Below are 16,569 nucleotides of genomic sequence, written 5' to 3'. Positions count from 1 at the left end.
CGACGCGATCGTCGAACTCGTCACGGGCGCGATTGAATCAGGATCGGACGATACGGCAACGTAGCAGGTCGACTGCGACGGTCAGAGATCCGCGTCCGGGGTACCGCCCCGGGCGCGGATCTGTCTGCACCCTCGCCGAGCGACAATCGCGGAGGAACTACTGCGGACACGCGACGAGCACGTCGGTGTCGGGACCCTCGGTCACCCTCCACTGATTGTCGACGCTGTGGACCCGGTGGTGGCACCCCCCGTCCCGGGAATTGCCGAGCGTACTGACACGTTGCTCAGGCGTGGAAAACTCGTTCGCCCCCGCCTGTTACGTCGTCGACTGCCATCGCCGGGCCACCCACTGGGAGATGGTGACGCCTGCCGGGATATCTCCCGAGATGTCGGTGCCGCTGTGCGGCGATCACGCCGCCTCCCACTTCACTCCCTGCGCTTCCTGATCTCGGAACGAGGCCGGTCTGCTAGATGCGGAACGGCCCCGCCCGGGTTCCGGGCGGAGCCGTCTGAGCTGCCGTTTTCGGTGGAGCTATGGGGAATCGAACCCCAGACCTACTCGATGCGAACGAGTCGCGCTACCAACTGCGCCATAGCCCCTGGAGGTCTTGCGACCATCCGCGAGCTACTTTATCAGCCCGGGGTCGTCGACTCCCAAACGGCCGGCCCACCACTAGGCTGGGCGGGTGCCTCGGATGTCAGATCAACAGTTGGCCGGCGTTCTCGACAACGTGGTCGGGGTGATCAACCCCGTCCTCGACGCACTCGCCGAGCGGGACCCGCTCGGCCTGAAGGGCCACACCTTCCACGACGACGACCACCCCGACTCGCGCCTGCGGCAGGCCCAGCACGCCGCGTCGAAGCTGCTCGACGCCGCCGAATGGCCAGGTACCAAGGGCTGGTCCGAGCGGTCCATGCACAAGCGCGCCAGCTGGTGGGTGACCCGCATCGGCACCTTGAACACGGGCGCCGTGGCGTTCCCGGGGGTCTTCGGCGTGTGGGCGAAGCGGTTGCCGATCACCCCGTACCTCGGGTTCGCCAACCAGGCGATGGTGCTGGTCGCGATCGCCCGCGAGTACGAGGTCACCGATCGCAAACGACAGGTGCAGCTGCTCGCGTCGGTGCTCTGCAAACGTGATCTCACGAACCCGGATGTCACCGCCAAGTCCGGGAAGTCGCTGCCGTCCGAACCCGAGGAGCGGGAGAGGTCGCTCTTCGCCGCCATCTGGGATGCGGCGAAGCTGCTCCGTGCCGTCGACGACGAGTTCGACAAACGACCGCAGCCGATGGCGCCGTTCCGCATGCTCGCGTATGTCCCCGTCGTCGGGGCGCCCGCGACCTATCTCGGCGAGCGCATCGCGCTGTCGAAGGCGGCGAAAGCCGGTCAGGCGTGGCTGGATTCGCACGGCAAGCCGGCTGTGACGAAGTAGCCGGGAAACAGTTCAGCAGTAGGTCTCGCTGAGCGACACCTACTGCTGAACGGGTGTGGAGATCAGCCGACGCGGCGGTACTGCAGGTCTTCGCGGTCCATGCGGCGACGCTGGAACGGCGGAAGGTGGTCGAACACCGGGTCCTCGTCGTCGATCTCGAGAACCGTTGCGCCACCGGGCCGCCGAAGTCGCGGCGGCGGGGGTGCGGCGGCGAACTCCGGGACCGCGGCGGCTTGTCGACGACGCTCCTCCTCGGCACGCGCCGACCGCTTGGCGCGCGCAAGGCGCTGTGCCCGGATCTGCTGCTCGGTCTTCACCGCACGACGCAGGTACGCGAGGTAGCCCACCAGGAGCAGACCGAGCACGCCGGTGGCCACCCAACCGGGCGTCCCGACGACGAAGCCGGCCGCGATCGCCAGCAAGACCAGCACGAACAACCCCAGCGTGACGCGCTGACGCTCCCGGTACTTGAGCTCGCGTTCCTTCTCGGAGGAATAGACACTGCGTCCGGACCGTCGACTGCTCGACGAATGCGCCGCCGGGCGGCTGTCCTCGACCTCGTCGGGATCGGTTACATAGGCCTCGGCGTCGTCCGCCTCGTCCTCGTCGACCGACTCGGCTCGATCACTGCGCCGCGACGCGCGGGCGTAGTCGTCGTACTCGTCCTCGTCGAGTTCGTCTGTGGCGTCCTCGTATTCGGCGTCCTCGTATTCGGCGTCCTCGTCCTCGAGGTCGTCGTCGTACTCGCCGTCCTCGTATTCGCTGTCGACGTCCTCGAAGTCGTCGTCGTATTCGGCTTCCTCGGACGTGGTGTCCGACTCGTCGTCTGCGGTCTCGTCGCGTTCGACGTCGACCTCGATGTCGTCATCGGTTTCCGCGACGGCGTCGTTGTCACTCTCGCTGTGGCTGTCCACGGACTCGTCATCGGTGTCCCCGAGTGCGGTGTCGACCGAATCATCGTCGTCGTCCACGGATTCTGCCGTCGGCTTCTCGACCTTCGCACTGCCGGAACGACGCACTCGGGTCGAGGACTCACTCTTCGCGACGTCGGCGTCGTCCTCGGTGTCGACGTCGCTGTCGGCCTCGAGCGTCGCGGTGGCGCTGCGACGCGAGGACTTCCACGACGGATCGTGCGGATGACGGGCCGACGACCGGCGTCGACTTCCCGAGGCCGTCGCGGTGCGCGACCCACCGCGGTGCAGCAGTCGCGTCTTGCGCGCGGCGTCGGTCGACTTCAGGATCTGCGGACGTCCCTTGATGACCATCGGGACCAGCACGAAGAGCCAGACCGCGACGAGACAGACCCACAGTACGGAGTTGGGCATGCGACTCTCCCTTCATTCACTCTGGTCACACGAAGCCACTCCACAATCTAGGACGACGACAGGTCGGCCCCGGGTAGACGCGCCGTGTCACAGGCGAATCGGCGCGGGTTTCACACGCGCCTCTCAGCATCACCGTTGCCGTGGGGGTTCACTGCGCCCGAAACCGGGCGTCCACCGCGACGGCGATCTCGATGTCGTCGGTGCGCAGTTCCAGCGACGGTGAGGCCGGCGGACCGGCGGCGACCGCCATCGGCATGGCCCGTCGCCTCGCCGTCGGCACATTCGAGGCCAGGTCCGGATCGGACAGGAGCACCGGCGTCACCGGTCCCCGACCCACCGCATCGGAATAGGCCTGGGCCTTGAGAATCGCGTCCTCGACAGCGTCCCGACGCAACTCCCGCTCGCGTTCGCGCCGCGTCTGCTCGTGGAGATCCCAGTCGATGTCACCGACCTCGACGGCATCGACCGACGCCCAGAGGTCGATGAACTCTGACAACCCCTCGAAGTCGACGAACTCGGCTTCGATGCGAATGCGGGTGTTGTACACCAGTTCTCGACGCTCGCCTGTCTCCGAATACGGACGATAGGAATAGACCCGCACCGAGTCGGCCGTCCATCGGGTCACTGCCCCCGCCGACTCGAGTCCCGTCAGCGCACGGGTCAGATCGGTGTGCACCTCGACCGCGCGCGTGTAGACCGCCGGTTTGTCCGCACCCTCCACGCGCACCACGAGGTGGATGATTCCGCGCTCGGGCCGATACCGACCGCGTGCCTGGCCGCGGACCACGATCTCCAGTTCGTCACTGTGTTCGGTCATTCCGAGAGCCTATGCGTCGACTGAGGCGGGTTATCGTAAAAATCGGACATGAGGCACGGAGGGACGGCATGGTGCGGATGAAGAGACTCGTGGCGGTGGTTGCGACAGCACTGTCCGCGTGCGTGGTCGCCGGGTGCGGGTGGATCGCGGACGTCGTCTCGACGCGCGTCGACGCGGCCGACTACTTCACCGCCCCCACCGTCCGAGTGCTCGACGCAGCCCGACGAGACGATCAGACCGCGATCGAATCCCTGGTCGCCGCGGGCGCCGACCTCGACGAACTCGGCGGCGATCCGGAGACCGACCCGCGGCGCGTGGACATCACGCCACTGCAGTGGGCGGTGGAATTCGGGCCGCCGGCGGCCGTGGGTGCCCTGCTCCGCGCGGGCGCCGACCCGCATCTGCCAGGCGCCGGCAGCTACAACGCCGTCGCCTACAGCGTGCTGCTCGACCGTTTCGACGCCTTCCGCACCATCATCGAGTTCGACGAAGGGCTGGTCGGGGCGTCGGACCGGATCAGCGGCAACGTCGTGCACACCGCTGTCCGCCATCGTCGCGGGGACGCCTTGCGCCTGCTGATCGACCGCGGCGCCGACCTCAACTCGGTGCAACCGCTCGCCGGCCGAACGCCGCTGTTCACCTCGGCAGACGTGCTCAACATCGACCACTGCCTCGTCCTGTTGCGCGCGGGCGCCGATGGCGCGCACCGGGATCAGCGCGGTTCGACGTTCCTGCCCTCGCTGTACACGGCCGACGACTCCATCCGGACGAGTTCCTATCTCCGCACCCGAGCCGCGATCGAATCCGAGATGCGCGCGCGGGACTTCCCCATCGAGACCGGGCGCTGACGTAGGCGCTGAAGAAGCCGGCGACCGCATGGCGATTCGGGCTAGCGGTAGCCGTACTTGTCGAGCAATGCCGTGACCACGAGCCCCGCCCCTTCGGGCCCGGTCGGGGTGTCCGGCGAGGTGTCGGCCGAATACGCCACATCGAACGTGTGGCGGTCCAGGCGCACGATGTAGCGCGCCAGTCCCTCTGACTCATAGAAGATCTCGGCCCGTGTGCCGGCGAGAACCACGGTGTCGTTGAGGTGGTCGGGTTCGGTGGGACCCGACACCCAGTAGTACATACTCGGGTCCCGGTAGGCACCGATCTCCCAGGCGCACGTCGGTCGGGACACCGCGGCCCGCTGCAAAGGCATGTCCTGTACACCGAGTTCTTCCAGAACATTTCGAGGCACGTCGCAGGGGTCCGTGTCGCTGCCGGTCGCGACCTGCTCGGAGACCGGCACGCCGTTCACGGCGCGTCCGGTCTCGTGGATCGCGCACCCCGTGGCGAAGAACGCGGCCGCCACGGTCAGCGTGAGACGGCGCGAGCCGGTCGTGGTGATCACGCGGTGACCTCGACGCCCCGACTCACTGGAACGACGCCCGGCCCGCCCGGACCAGTGCCTCGGCGGCGCTGCCGACCACTTCCTCGGCCGTGAGCGCGAACAGCATGTGGTCGCGCCAGCGCTTGTTCACGTCCATATAGCGCAGCAGGAGACCCTCTTGCCGAAACCCGATGTTGGTCAACACCTTCCGCGATGCCTCGTTGGTCGGCTGCACCGTCGCGTCGAGCCGGTGCAGGCCCACCGGACCGAAGCAGTGGTCCACCCCGAGCGCCACCGCGGCGGTAGCGATGCCGTTGCCGGCGACGGCCGAGTCGACCCAGTAGCCGATCCACGCGGTCCGCACCGCGCCGCGCTGGATGTTGCCGACCGTCAGCTGCCCGACGTAGCGGCCGTCGAGTTCGATCACGAACGGGAGCAGCGCACCTCGTTTGGCCTCGGACTTCAGCACCGCGAACAGCGGCGGCCACGACCCCGGCTGATGGCGTTCGGCCCAGCTCCCGACACCCGTCGGTTCCCAGGGCAACAGGGCGTTCTGGTTGCGGATCCGCAACTCGCTCCACGTCTTGGCGTCGCGTACCTTGACGGGCCGCAGAGTGACCGTGCCGGTCCGGGTGCGCAGCGGCCCGAGAGTGGCCGGCCATCCCGGACTTCCCTGACTGCCGCTCAACCACCTGAACACGAGAAGAAGTTTATGCGCTGTCATAGTGCCGACGGCGTGAGACCTGGATCTCGCGCCGGGGTGGTGGCTTCGACTCGGCGCCTCGACCTCGACGCGCTCCTTCGTCGCTTGCTCGGCCCGGCGGCTGCGCTCGGTGCCGGCTCAACCAGCGGGGGTGAGCTCACCCGCGTTGCGCGAGGAAGGCCACTTCCACCTCGTCGCCCGTGCCCATCTCCTCGACATCGGGGTCGACCATGATCAGGCAGTTCGCCTCGGCGAGCTCGGCGAGCAGGTGCGACGACCCGGTCGGTGAGGCGCCGAGTACCTGCACCAGGTAGTCCCCCGACCGTTCGTCCCGCATCAGCTGCCCACGCAGGTAACCCTTGCGGCCGCGCACCGACGCGATCGGTCCGATAGTGCGCGCCTTGATGATCCGCCGCATCGGTTGTCGTTTGCCCAGCGCGATCCGGATGAGCGGCCGGACCATCACCTCGAAGGTCACCAGTGCACTCACCGGGTTGGCGGGGAGCAGGAACGTCGGCACCTCGTCGCGTCCGAGGCGCCCGAAGCCCTGGACCGACCCGGGGTGCATCGCCACGCGCACGATCTCCAGGTCGCCGAGGTCGGCGAGCGCGTCGGCGACGGCGGTCGATGCACTTCCCCCGACCGCGCCGCAGATCACCACGATCTCGGAGCGGATGAGCTGCGCCTCGACGACCTCCCGCATCCGCGACGCCTCGCGCTCGGCGATGCCGACGCGGTTCACGTCGGCGCCGGCGTCGCGGGCGGCCGCGGCCAGCGCATAGCTGTTGACGTCGTAGATCTGACCGGGTCCGGGTGTGCGGTCGATGTCGACGAGCTCACTGCCCACCGAGATGACCGACAGACGCGGACGCGGGTGCACCATCACGCGTGCCTGACCGACCGCGGCGAGCAGCCCGACCTGGGCCGGGCCGATGATCGAGCCCGCGCGGACCGCGACATCGCCCGGCTGCACGTCGTCGCCGACCCGCCGGACGTAGTTGCCGCTCTCGACGCCGTGTCCGATCTTGACCTTCTGGTCGCCACCGTCGGTCCAGCGCAACGGGACCACGGCGTCGGCGAGCGTCGGCATCGGGGCCCCGGTCTCGACGCGCACCGCCTGACGCGGTTGCAGCCGCGTCGGTGTCCGAGAGCCCGGCCCGACCTCGCCGACCACCGGCAGGGACACGATCATCGGTTCGCCCGGTTCGAGGTCGACGAGCTCGGCGCCGTTGGCGTCGAAGTCCTCCAGGTCTTCGGGTGCGAGCACCCCGGCCAGACCGACGTCGACCGCACGCACCGCGTAGCCGTCGATGGCCGCCTGGTCGAAGCCGGGCATCGGGTGCTCGGTGACGACCTCCTCGGCGCACATCAGGCCCTGCGCCTCGGAGATCGCGACGCGCACCGGACGCGGCGCCACTGCCGCCGCGGTCACCAGCGTCAGATGATCTTCGACAGACCGCATCTCACCGCTCTTCCCGTCTCAACCGGTCAGTGCACCGGGACCTGCGGCCGACAGCTCGCGGCACGTCGTGCACTCGATACAACACAGGAGAACGTTATCGAGCGCGCCCGCGGCAGCGTGCGAGGCGCGCGGATGCGACCGGTGATCGCCCGTGCGGAATCAGCTGTCGGCGAGACGCTTCTCGAGCCATTCGCGCAGATCGGGACCGTAGTCGTCGCGGTCGAGCGCGAAGTCGACGGCGGCCTTGAGATAGCCGCCGGGGTTGCCGAGATCGTGTCGGGTGCCGTGGTGGACGACGACGTGGACCGGCTCGCCCTCCTCGATGAGGAGCGCGATGGCGTCGGTGAGCTGCAGTTCGCCACCGGCGCCGGGTTCGATACGGCGCAGCGCGTCGAAGATCTTGCGGTCGAGGATGTAGCGACCCGCGGCGGCCAGATTCGACGGCGCATCCTGCGGTTCGGGCTTCTCGACCATGCCCTTGAGGCGCATGACGTTCGGGTTGTTGGCATCGGGAAGCGGCTCGACGTCGAAGACGCCGTAGGCGCTGATGCGCTCCTCGGGGACCTCGATGGCACACAGCACCGAGCCGCCCCGGCGCTGACGGGTGCGCGCCATGACCTCCAGGACACCTCCGGGCAGCACCAGATCGTCGGGCAGCAGAACCGCCACGGCGTCCTCGTCGTCGTCGAGGTAGCTCTCGACGCAACCGACCGCGTGCCCCAGGCCGAGCGGCTTCTCCTGCACGACCGACGCGACCTCGAGCAGGTTGGGCGCCTTGCGCACCTTGGCCAGCATCGACTCCTTGCCACGCGTGGCGAGGGTGTTCTCGAGCACGAGATCCTCGACGAAGTGGGCGACCACGCCGTCCTTGCCCGGAGAGGTGACGATCAGAAGACGATCGGCGCCGGCCGCCTTGGCCTCTTCGGCGACGAGCTCGATGCCGGGGGTGTCGACCACCGGCAGCAACTCCTTGGGCACCGTCTTGGTCGCCGGCAGGAACCTCGTGCCCAACCCGGCTGCCGGGACGACCGCGGTACGCGGGATCGGCGGAGTGTTGGGTACACCTTCGTACTCACTGAAACCAGCTTTATCCGTCGCACTCATGAATCCACCCTAGGACAGGTGCCGGTTCTCGGCCGGACAGACGGCGGTGACCGGGACCTCACCACGCTCGTTCCGACGGTCGGATACAGTGCGGGCGTCCCGGCTGTCCCGGCCGGGGTGCACATGCCACCGGTCTCGAGACGACGCGAAGGACGGTCGGGTCTTGACAACGCTGAAACAGCAACTGCGACAAGAGATCGAGGATCGGCGATCACGTCGGTCCGCCGACGAGCGGGACCGGTCCGCCGCCGCCCTCGCCGAATGGATGTACTCCTGCCCCTTCCGGCTCGAATACGACGTCACGGTCGCCGCGCATGTCCCCGTCGGCAACGAACCCGGCTCGAATTCGATGCTCGACGCGCTCGTCGACCGAGGCGTGTCGGTTCTGGTCCCGGTGGTCCCCGACGGCGATCCCGCACCGATGGACTGGGCGCCGTATACGGGGCCGGACTCGCTGGCTCCCGGACGCTGGGGACTTCTCCAACCGACCACCGACCGCGTCGGGGTGACCGCGATCCGCGCGGCGTCGGTGATCCTGGTCCCGGCGCTCGCGATCGACAAGAGCGGTGTGCGGCTCGGGCGCGGCGCCGGATACTACGACCGGACCCTGCACGGTTTGTCGGCCGACCTCGTCGGCGTGGTCTATGACGACGAGGTCGTCGACTCACTGCCGTCCGGTGACCACGATGTCCCGGTCGGTTGGACTCTCACGCCCGGAGACGGGTTCCGCCGACTCGGCTGACCCGGGGTACGGCGGAACCCGGGCGGTGTCGGGTGACACCGGCCCGGGTTCGGCAAATGACGTTGTCGTCGTGGGACGCCGGTCAGGCGGGAGTCGCGGCCTTGGTCTCGCTCTTGGTCGACGACACCGAGCTCGCGGAGTCCGACTTGGAGCTGCTCGACGAGCTGTCCGACGACGACGAGGAGCTCGACGACGACGAGCTGTCCGACGAGGGCGTCGAGGTGTCCGAGGACGACCCGGGACGCGAGTCCGTGCGGTAGAAACCGCTGCCCTTGAACACGATGCCGACCGAGTTGAACAGCTTGCGCAGGCGGCCAGCGCACTGCGGGCACTCGGTCAGCGAGTCGTCGGAGAAGGACTGGACGATGTCGAACTTGTTGTCGCACTCCGTGCAGGCATACGAGTAGGTGGGCACCGCGAAACCTCCGAATGTCAGTAAACGATGACCAGTGTAACCGACTTTGGCACTCCCTCATTCCGAGTGCTAAGACTTCTGCCGACGGGCGGCCCCCGCATCCGACCCTCGCCGCGCATGGACCCGCGGCGTCGTGCACAGTGTTCCCCAGCCGAAGCCAACGGTTCACCGCATGATGACCGGGAGCGACGCCCTGAGCGGCCGCCCGCACGACGCTGGAGTCCCATGACCGACTTCTTGAACGACCTCAACAGCATCATCTGGAGCAATCCACTGGTGTACCTCTGCCTCGGTGTCGGGGTCTATTTCTCCATCCGTTCGAGGTTCCTCCAGATCCGGCACGTACCGGAGATGATCCGGGTCATGCGTCACGGCGAGAGCTCGCCGGACGGGGTGTCGTCGTTTCAGGCGCTGATGATCTCGCTGGCCGGTCGGGTCGGTACCGGCAACATCGCCGGTGTGGCCACGGCGATCGCCTTCGGCGGTCCCGGCGCCCTGTTCTGGATGTGGGCGATGGCCTTCCTCGGGGCGTCGACGTCGTTCGTCGAGTGCACGCTCGGCCAGATCTACAAGACCCGCGATCCGCTGACCAACGAGTATCGCGGCGGTCCGGCGTACTACTTCAGCAAGGCGCTCGCCCACACCAAGGCGGCACCGTTCTTCAGGGTCTACGGTCTGATGTTCGCCGCGGTGACCGTCCTCGCCTGCGGCCTGCTGCTGCCGAGCGTCCAGTCCAACTCCATGGCCGTCGCGATGAGCCAGGCATGGGGCATCGCGGACTGGGCCGTCGCGGTCGGCGTCGTCATCGTGTTGGCGTTCGTCATCATCGGCGGGGTGAAGCGCATCGCCACCTTCGCGACCATCGTCGTGCCGTTCATGGCCGTCCTGTACATCCTGTTCGCGCTCGTCGTCGTCTTCACCAACGCCTCGCAGATCCCGGATGTCCTCCGGCTCATCTTCGCCAGCGCCTTCGGCATCGATTCCGTGTTCGGTTCGATCGTCGGCGCGGCCGTGATGTGGGGCGTCAAGCGCGGCATCTACTCCAACGAGGCCGGGCAGGGCACCGGACCGCACGCCGCCGCTGCCGCGGAGGTCTCGCATCCGGCCAAGCAGGGCTTCGTGCAGGCCTTCGCCGTCTACGTGGACACCCTGTTCGTCTGTTCGGCGACCGGTTTCCTCATCATCTCGACGGGCGCCTACCGCGTCTTCGAGGGCGAGAGTGCCGACGGTGCAGTGCTTTCCGACGGCGGGATGCTGACCGGCCCCGTCGAGGTCGGTCCGGCCTTCGTCCAGGTCGGCTTCGACAGCATGTGGAGCGGTGCCGGTTCGACGTTCGTGGCGATCTCCCTGGCGTTCTTCTGCCTCACGACGATCATCGCGTACTACTACATGGCCGAGACCAACCTGCGGTTCCTGATGGGCAAGTCCGCCACCCTCTACATCCGCCCCCTGCGCAGCACGCTGGGCGTCAACCTCACACTGCTGCTGCAGGCGCTGATCCTGGTGTCGGTGGCGATCGGCTGCGTCTCCACCGCAAGTGAGGCATGGACGCTCGGCGACATCGGCGTCGGACTCATGGCGTGGCTGAACATCGTGGGCATCCTGATCCTGCAGCAGCCCGCCTTCAAGGCGCTGCGCGACTACGAGAAGCAGAAGAAGCAGGGCAAGGACCCGATCTTCGATCCCGTCGCTCTCGGCATCGTCGGGGCGACGTTCTGGGAGTCCTACGGCCGCGCCGACGAACGCACCGACGAGGTCACGGTCGCGAAGTAGGACCGTCCCACACGAACCGCGGGCCTCGGACCGAGGCCCGCGGATTCATCCCCCGATGACGTCCTTGTCGATGTCGGGGATGTTGTCTCGGTTCATGTCGGGGTCGCGCGCCTGGCGGGCGTCCCACCGCAGCAGAATCGCGGCCAGGATCGCCGACGCGACGGACCCGGCGAGGATGGCCGCCTTCGCCGCGGCGGCATGGTCGTCGGAGCCGGCCTCGAAGCTCAGTTCGGCGATGAGCAGCGCCACGGTGAACCCGACACCGGTGAGCAGCCCGACCGGGAGCAGGTCGCGGAGGCCCACCGCGTCGGGGAGGCGTAGCGGTGTGAACCTGGTCATCAGCCACGTCGAACCCATCACGCCGACGACCTTGCCGAGGACGAGGCCGACGACGATCCCGATGGACACCGGCTGCACGATCGACCCTTCGCCGCCGACGACGCTCACCCCGGCCGCGGCGAATGCGAACACGGGCAGCGCGATCGCGGCGGAGTACGGGCGGACCGCGTCGTCGAGCCTCTCGGTGCGCGGCTGTTTCTCTCCGCGGATCGCAACGGCGGGCACCGTGAAGCCGAGCAGGACGCCGGCAACGGTCGCGTGCACACCGGACGCGTGCATCAGCCCCCAGGCCGCGATGGCGACCGGGATGAGCAGCGGCCACCAGCGCCACGCCCGTCGCACCAGCACAGCGAAGACGGCCACCGCGACGAGCGCGGCCGCCAGCATCACGAAATCGATCTGTTCGGTGTAGAAGGTCGCGATCACGATGATGCCGAGCAGATCGTCGACGACGGCAAGCGTGAGCAGAAACGTCCGGAGGGCCAGCGGCAGCCCGCGCCCGAAGATCGCGAGAACCGCAAGGGCGAACGCGATGTCGGTGGCCGTCGGGATCGCCCAGCCGCGCAGACCCTCAGGATCGCCGATCGCCACGATCACGACGTAGCAGAGAGCCGGGGTGACCATGCCGCCCACTGCGGCCGCAATCGGCACACCGGCGAGTTTGAGATCGCGGAGGCTTCCGGCGACGAACTCGTGTTTGAGTTCGACACCGACCACGAAGAAGAAGATCGCCAGCAGCCCGTCGGAGGCCCAGTGCGCGAGCGACAGGTGTAGATGGAGGGCCTCGGGCCCCACCTCGATGTGGAGCAGCGAGTCGTAGGCCTCCCGCCAGGGCGAGTTGGCCCAGAGCACCGCGACCGCCGCAGCCACGAGCAGCAACGCTCCACTCGTCGTGTCGAGGGCGGCCCATTTCCGCAGGCGGTCTGTCCGTCCGCTCGCCGGTGCCGGGCCGTCGGTGACATCGCCTGGTGTCTGGTCGGTCATCGCGCTCCTCTGGATCGAGTGGACAAGTCATCATCGCGCCACCCGCACGGGCGACGGCCGACCAGACTTCCCGGCACACCGGGGATCGATTCTCCTCCACCGCGTCGCGGCGCACCACCGCACCCCGTCCGCGGCACCGCTGTCCCCAGGGCCGGCCGTGCGGCCCGACTCTGTCCACAGGCGGGGCGGATGGCCGGCGGCCGTCGACCACCGACCTACCGTTCGCGACATGTCTCCGGCGTCGACGCACCGCTACCACGACTCCCTCGCTCCCCGGCTCCGCGACCGGCTGGGCGCCGCACTACGGCCTGGATGGACCCGCAGCCTCCTGGTCCGACGCGTCGTCGCGGCGGCGCTCGTCATCGCGGCTGTCGTCGTCGGGATGACCGGGACACGCGCCGACGGCGATGTCGAGGTCGTGGTGGCCGCACATGAACTGCGGCCGGGTCAGGTGGTCGACGTCGCTGATCTCCAGTCGCGGCGGATTGCGGGAGCCACGGTTCCCGGGGGCGCCCTGACACATGCCGGTCCGGCCATCGGAAAGACCGTGACCGGGCGGGTCCGCAGTGGCGAGATCATGACGGACACGCGCCTGCTGTCATCACGTCTACCCGCCGACCTGACCGGGGACGACGATGCCCGGCTCGTACCGATACGACTGTCGGACGAGGCCGTGACCGCGCTGCTGCGACCCGGCGACGTGGTCGACGTGTTGACCGACGAGGCGGAAGTGCTGGCCCGCCGCGCCGTCGTCGCACTCCATGCAGCCGAAACACAGTCCGGTGGCATCGCTCCCGGCGGGACCGCGGCCGCGCCGGTGCTGCTCGCGATGGACGCCACATCTGCTCATCGGGTCGCGGCGGCGGGACTCGACACAGCACTCGCAGTCGTCATGCACTGACGAATGGGCGGGTCATCGCACGACGACACAACCGGGCCAATCAACTCAAATGGATCGGTTCGTTCACGATCGTGGATAGGGTAGTACGAGCTCGCGCAGCGCATGTCGGATTTGCTCCGATCATGCGCAGAATCACCGGACAAGAGCAGGACATCACCGAAAAGAGGCCGTACACCGTGCTCAAGGGATTCAGGGATTTCATACTCAAGGGCAATGTCGTCGAGTTGGCGACAGCGGTCATCATCGGCGCCGCGTTCACCGCGATCGTCACCGCGTTCACCGAGGGCATCGTCCAGCCGATCATCAATTCGATCCCCGTCGGCTCCGACGCCGCGCAGGGACTCGGCTTCCAGATCACCGACAACCCATCGACATTCGTGGACCTCGGCAGTGTCATCACCGCGGTGATCAACTTCCTGATCATCGCCGCGGTGGTGTACTTCATCATCATCCTGCCGTACAACAAGCTGGCCGAGCTGGGCGGTTTCGGCAAGAAGGCGGAGGTCACCGAGATCGCCCTGCTGTCCGAGATCCGCGATCTGCTGGACCCCGACGGCACCTCGAAGGCCAAGGCGGAGGCCGAGAGTGATCTGCCGGCGCATCTCTCCGATCCGTCCGGTCCGGTCGGTGACTCCTACGGTCCGCCGTCGGGCTCCTTCGCCCCGTACGAAGCACCCGCCGGAGCCGGTACGACGCAACGCATCTCGACTCCGCCGGCACCACAGGGCCCGCCGTCGCACCCCACTCCCCCGCAATCGGTTCCCCCGCAGAACGTTCCGTCCCAGTCCGTCCCGCAGAATCGTCCTCCGCAGGGCCCGCCGCCGGGAAGCCCGTCGGGCCAGCCGTATCCGACGCCGCAGCCGGCACCCGGTAGCTACCCGCCGCCCGGGAACTACCCGGGCCCCGGCAACTACCCGCCTCCCGGCCCCGGAAGCGGTTATCCCGGTGAGCAATACCCGGGCGACTTCCCGGGTGAGGGCCCGGACGCGCCGGGGCGTCACTCGCGCTGACACGCGGGCCCCGTCTCCCAGGAAGCTGACAGCGGGAGCCATCCGAACCCGAAGGTCGGCCCCCTACTTTGGGATTCGTCGCCGGAACGTGCGACCGCACCGGACCTGAAAGACCGGTGCGACCGAACGAGAACAGGATGAACGAATGCCGAACAAGCCCGCACCGAACCGTCAGTCGCAGACCCAGAACCGGCGTCCGGCGCGTCCGCAGCAGCGCACCCAACCGCGTGCGCAGGCCCGCCCCAGGACGTTCCCGTGGTTCTTCGGTAGCTGAATCCTCACCGATCTCGAGCCCCTGTCGCACACCGCGACAGGGGCTCGATTCGTCTCGGCGTCACGCCGGCGGATCGACGCGCTGCACCCACACAGTCGGCCCGTCTGTCAGCGTGAACTGAGCCCGGACCTGCGCGTCCCACCGGCGGGCGTAGAGGGCCGACAGTCGTTCGTCACTCGTGCTGCACGTGACCGGCAGGCCTTCGCGCCGGCCACGCTCGATGACCGGGTCGACCAGCCCGGCGAGGGTGCCGCCTCGGCGATGACCCGGATGAACGAGCGCGAAGATCACCTTGATCGGATTCTCCGCGACCTGCGCCTCCTCCGACTTCCGCTGCAACTCGGTGAAGCGGTCAATGAAGCCGTCGATGACCTGCACCTGATGCTTGGTGCGCGCTTTCATGTCCTCGTCGATCCGCCCGGCCTCGTCACCGGGGGCCGAGACCGCGATCAGCGCAATGAGATCGCCCCGCCCGTCGAAGACTCCGTGCAGGCCTCGCAGGTACTCGACGAACAAGATTTCTCCGTACCAGCGGTACGCCTCGACGGGAGCGTCCGCGCCAATGAGCCAACGGTAGACGGGAACCTCGCGCAGCCCGTTTTCGAGCAGGTCGAGCGCGGACTCCTGATCCGATTCGACCAATTGCCGGGACGTCGTACCGCCTACCTCCACGCGTTGCGTCATCGGTTCATACCAGCACATTCACATCGCAGACGGCCAACCATCGCCTTGCGTCGCCCGCGTAGCTCCATCCTTCAAGTCGGATGAGTTCACCGAGAATTCAACCTTCTCTGGCCAGGACAGCCCTGGAGAGGTGCGGTATGGTCAGCCGCGTTGCCGTCTTCGGACGGAACGACCGTGCTACCCAATGAGATCGTCGACACTTATTAGGAGAATCGCATGTCTGACGCGATCAGCATTTCCTGGATCCGCCTCTACATCGAGGAATTGGTCACCGGTTCCGACGAGGGTGGCGGCTCGGACGGCACCGCTGAGTAGGTTCAAACGTTCCTCGGAAGACGTCTGCGCACTCAACATTGGTTGAGCGTCGATTCCGACGAGGTTGTTAGCCTGAGCATCACCTTCCACCGCGGCAACGACGGGCAGTAGTCCCCGTAGTTTCGCGCTCAAGATCCACCGCGACAAAGGAGAAATAATGGGACAGATTTACGGCGGAACAATCGCGGAAGCTATCGCAAGTTTGCTGACCGGGTCGGATGACGACTACGGCGATCCCGTCGAGGTCGACTAGCTTCCAACCCGCGGACGTTGAAACAACCAGATCGGTTGTTTGTAGTGCGATCTCCGTATTGAAAAGACTCTGCAGGAGCCGACATTCGTCGAACTCCCTGCAACACGACCTAAGGAGTACCCATGGCCACTGGAATCGAGATTAACCTCGGTGAACTCATTCGCGACCTGGACAGTCTTTCGGACGAGGCTTCGACCGAGAACTGATCGCCCGACACGCGGACCGCTCCCGGCCTGAGCTGGGGGCGGTTCGTTGTTTTCGGGGACGCAAGATATTATTCCCGGTCAGCGCACGAAGCATTGCGACGCGGTTCACCGAATGGCCACGGACTGTCGTCGGCCGCGTTGTCGAGTATCGTATTCTCTGCGTCGTGGCGCTCGTTCGAATGCGTTCGGCGCTCACGTTCCGCAGTTCATCTACGACGAAGGAGCTTTCATGGCCGACATCATCCAGGGCGCAATCACCGACGCTATCGTCGAACTGGTGACCGGTTCGATCGAATCGGGCTCCGAAGAAGCTCCCGTGTAGATCTCGATCGAAACAACCGCCCCGGACTTCGGTCCGGGGCTGTTGTGTGTGATGAGCCGGCCGTGGATAACCGCGTGTCGAACCATTCTTTATTGGTGTTTCGATATAGCGCAGGCGCAATTCCCGCCGAGGCGTCCG

At 67.3% G+C, this 16,569-nt stretch carries 15 protein-coding genes and 1 tRNA gene; 6 read left to right on the top strand and 10 right to left on the bottom strand.

What is annotated here, in order from left to right; all coding sequences use genetic code 11:
- Positions 1-527: 527 nt before the first annotated feature.
- Positions 528-600, bottom strand: a tRNA-Ala gene (locus Q9R39_RS10155).
- An 86-nt stretch (positions 601-686) separates the two neighbouring features.
- Here Q9R39_RS10155 and Q9R39_RS10150 point away from each other — a divergent pair.
- On the top strand, positions 687-1,430 hold the full coding sequence (locus Q9R39_RS10150) for a hypothetical protein (protein ID WP_311277432.1): 744 nt from the start codon (positions 687-689) through the stop codon (positions 1,428-1,430).
- 62 nt (positions 1,431-1,492) lie between these two features.
- Here Q9R39_RS10150 and glpR read toward each other — a convergent pair whose 3' ends face one another.
- A complete protein-coding gene (gene glpR / locus Q9R39_RS10145; RefSeq protein ID WP_311277431.1) occupies positions 1,493-2,755 on the bottom strand; it encodes a gephyrin-like molybdotransferase receptor GlpR in 1,263 nt (420 codons plus the stop codon).
- Positions 2,756-2,903: 148 nt separating this feature from the next.
- Positions 2,904-3,572 (bottom strand): SIMPL domain-containing protein, encoded by a 669-nt coding sequence (locus Q9R39_RS10140; RefSeq protein WP_058251480.1) that lies wholly within the window; start codon positions 3,570-3,572, stop codon positions 2,904-2,906.
- Positions 3,573-3,649: 77 nt separating this feature from the next.
- Here Q9R39_RS10140 and Q9R39_RS10135 point away from each other — a divergent pair, with 77 nt between their 5' ends.
- Positions 3,650-4,420, top strand: a complete 771-nt coding sequence (locus Q9R39_RS10135) for an ankyrin repeat domain-containing protein (protein ID WP_205333070.1) — start codon at positions 3,650-3,652, stop codon at positions 4,418-4,420.
- A 41-nt stretch (positions 4,421-4,461) separates the two neighbouring features.
- Here Q9R39_RS10135 and Q9R39_RS10130 read toward each other — a convergent pair whose 3' ends face one another.
- The 4 genes from Q9R39_RS10130 to Q9R39_RS10115 all read right to left on the bottom strand — a co-directional run bounded on the left by Q9R39_RS10130 (position 4,462) and on the right by Q9R39_RS10115 (position 8,213).
- Entirely contained in the window at positions 4,462-4,965 is a 504-nt protein-coding gene (locus Q9R39_RS10130; RefSeq protein ID WP_205333069.1) for a hypothetical protein, read from the bottom strand.
- A gap of 22 nt (positions 4,966-4,987) precedes the next feature.
- Entirely contained in the window at positions 4,988-5,644 is a 657-nt protein-coding gene (locus Q9R39_RS10125) for a GNAT family protein (RefSeq protein WP_311277430.1), read from the bottom strand.
- Between the two features lie 160 nt (positions 5,645-5,804).
- On the bottom strand, positions 5,805-7,109 hold the full coding sequence (glp, locus tag Q9R39_RS10120) for a gephyrin-like molybdotransferase Glp (protein ID WP_058251484.1): 1,305 nt from the start codon (positions 7,107-7,109) through the stop codon (positions 5,805-5,807).
- Positions 7,110-7,268: 159 nt separating this feature from the next.
- The gene (locus Q9R39_RS10115) at positions 7,269-8,213 is read right to left on the bottom strand and encodes a UTP--glucose-1-phosphate uridylyltransferase (protein ID WP_065630200.1); all 945 of its coding nucleotides are present in this window, start codon (positions 8,211-8,213) and stop codon (positions 7,269-7,271) included.
- A 163-nt stretch (positions 8,214-8,376) separates the two neighbouring features.
- Between Q9R39_RS10115 and Q9R39_RS10110 the strand changes: the two genes are divergently transcribed.
- Complete coding sequence (locus Q9R39_RS10110; protein WP_311277429.1) at positions 8,377-8,955, top strand: 5-formyltetrahydrofolate cyclo-ligase; 579 nt, start codon at positions 8,377-8,379, stop codon at positions 8,953-8,955.
- 82 nt (positions 8,956-9,037) lie between these two features.
- Here Q9R39_RS10110 and Q9R39_RS10105 read toward each other — a convergent pair whose 3' ends face one another.
- Complete coding sequence (locus Q9R39_RS10105; protein ID WP_311277428.1) at positions 9,038-9,370, bottom strand: FmdB family zinc ribbon protein; 333 nt, start codon at positions 9,368-9,370, stop codon at positions 9,038-9,040.
- Positions 9,371-9,595: 225 nt separating this feature from the next.
- On the opposite strand from Q9R39_RS10105, the gene Q9R39_RS10100 reads away from it, so the two are divergent.
- Positions 9,596-11,143: an alanine/glycine:cation symporter family protein gene (locus Q9R39_RS10100; protein ID WP_311277427.1), complete on the top strand. Its 1,548-nt coding sequence runs from the start codon at positions 9,596-9,598 to the stop codon at positions 11,141-11,143.
- A 45-nt stretch (positions 11,144-11,188) separates the two neighbouring features.
- Here Q9R39_RS10100 and nhaA read toward each other — a convergent pair whose 3' ends face one another.
- The gene (gene nhaA / locus Q9R39_RS10095; RefSeq protein ID WP_311277426.1) at positions 11,189-12,466 is read right to left on the bottom strand and encodes a Na+/H+ antiporter NhaA; all 1,278 of its coding nucleotides are present in this window, start codon (positions 12,464-12,466) and stop codon (positions 11,189-11,191) included.
- A gap of 229 nt (positions 12,467-12,695) precedes the next feature.
- On the opposite strand from nhaA, the gene Q9R39_RS10090 reads away from it, so the two are divergent.
- A complete protein-coding gene (locus Q9R39_RS10090; RefSeq protein ID WP_058251490.1) occupies positions 12,696-13,367 on the top strand; it encodes an SAF domain-containing protein in 672 nt (223 codons plus the stop codon).
- Positions 13,368-13,543: 176 nt separating this feature from the next.
- Positions 13,544-14,377, top strand: coding sequence for a large conductance mechanosensitive channel protein MscL (gene mscL, locus Q9R39_RS10085; RefSeq protein ID WP_311277446.1), 834 nt, complete (start codon positions 13,544-13,546; stop codon positions 14,375-14,377).
- A gap of 334 nt (positions 14,378-14,711) precedes the next feature.
- On the opposite strand, the gene Q9R39_RS10080 is transcribed toward mscL, so the two are convergent.
- On the bottom strand, positions 14,712-15,335 hold the full coding sequence (locus Q9R39_RS10080; protein WP_311277425.1) for a hypothetical protein: 624 nt from the start codon (positions 15,333-15,335) through the stop codon (positions 14,712-14,714).
- Between the last annotated feature and the right edge of the window lie 1,234 nt (positions 15,336-16,569).

This window comes from Gordonia sp. AC31, from assembly GCF_031844505.1.
In the GTDB taxonomy this organism is placed as follows: Bacteria; Actinomycetota; Actinomycetes; order Mycobacteriales; family Mycobacteriaceae; genus Gordonia; species Gordonia hongkongensis.
This window is presented reverse-complemented; position numbering and strand designations above follow the sequence as displayed.

Coding starts and splice junctions, on each gene's coding strand:
- Q9R39_RS10115 (WP_065630200.1), bottom strand. CDS start 8,213: ATGAGTGCGACGGATAAAGCTGGTTTCAGTGAGTACGAAGGTGTACCC.
- glpR (WP_311277431.1), bottom strand. CDS start 2,755: ATGCCCAACTCCGTACTGTGGGTCTGTCTCGTCGCGGTCTGGCTCTTC.
- glp (WP_058251484.1), bottom strand. CDS start 7,109: ATGCGGTCTGTCGAAGATCATCTGACGCTGGTGACCGCGGCGGCAGTG.
- Q9R39_RS10100 (WP_311277427.1), top strand. CDS start 9,596: ATGACCGACTTCTTGAACGACCTCAACAGCATCATCTGGAGCAATCCA.
- Q9R39_RS10080 (WP_311277425.1), bottom strand. CDS start 15,335: ATGACGCAACGCGTGGAGGTAGGCGGTACGACGTCCCGGCAATTGGTC.
- Q9R39_RS10135 (WP_205333070.1), top strand. CDS start 3,650: ATGAAGAGACTCGTGGCGGTGGTTGCGACAGCACTGTCCGCGTGCGTG.
- Q9R39_RS10140 (WP_058251480.1), bottom strand. CDS start 3,572: ATGACCGAACACAGTGACGAACTGGAGATCGTGGTCCGCGGCCAGGCA.
- nhaA (WP_311277426.1), bottom strand. CDS start 12,466: ATGACCGACCAGACACCAGGCGATGTCACCGACGGCCCGGCACCGGCG.
- Q9R39_RS10090 (WP_058251490.1), top strand. CDS start 12,696: ATGTCTCCGGCGTCGACGCACCGCTACCACGACTCCCTCGCTCCCCGG.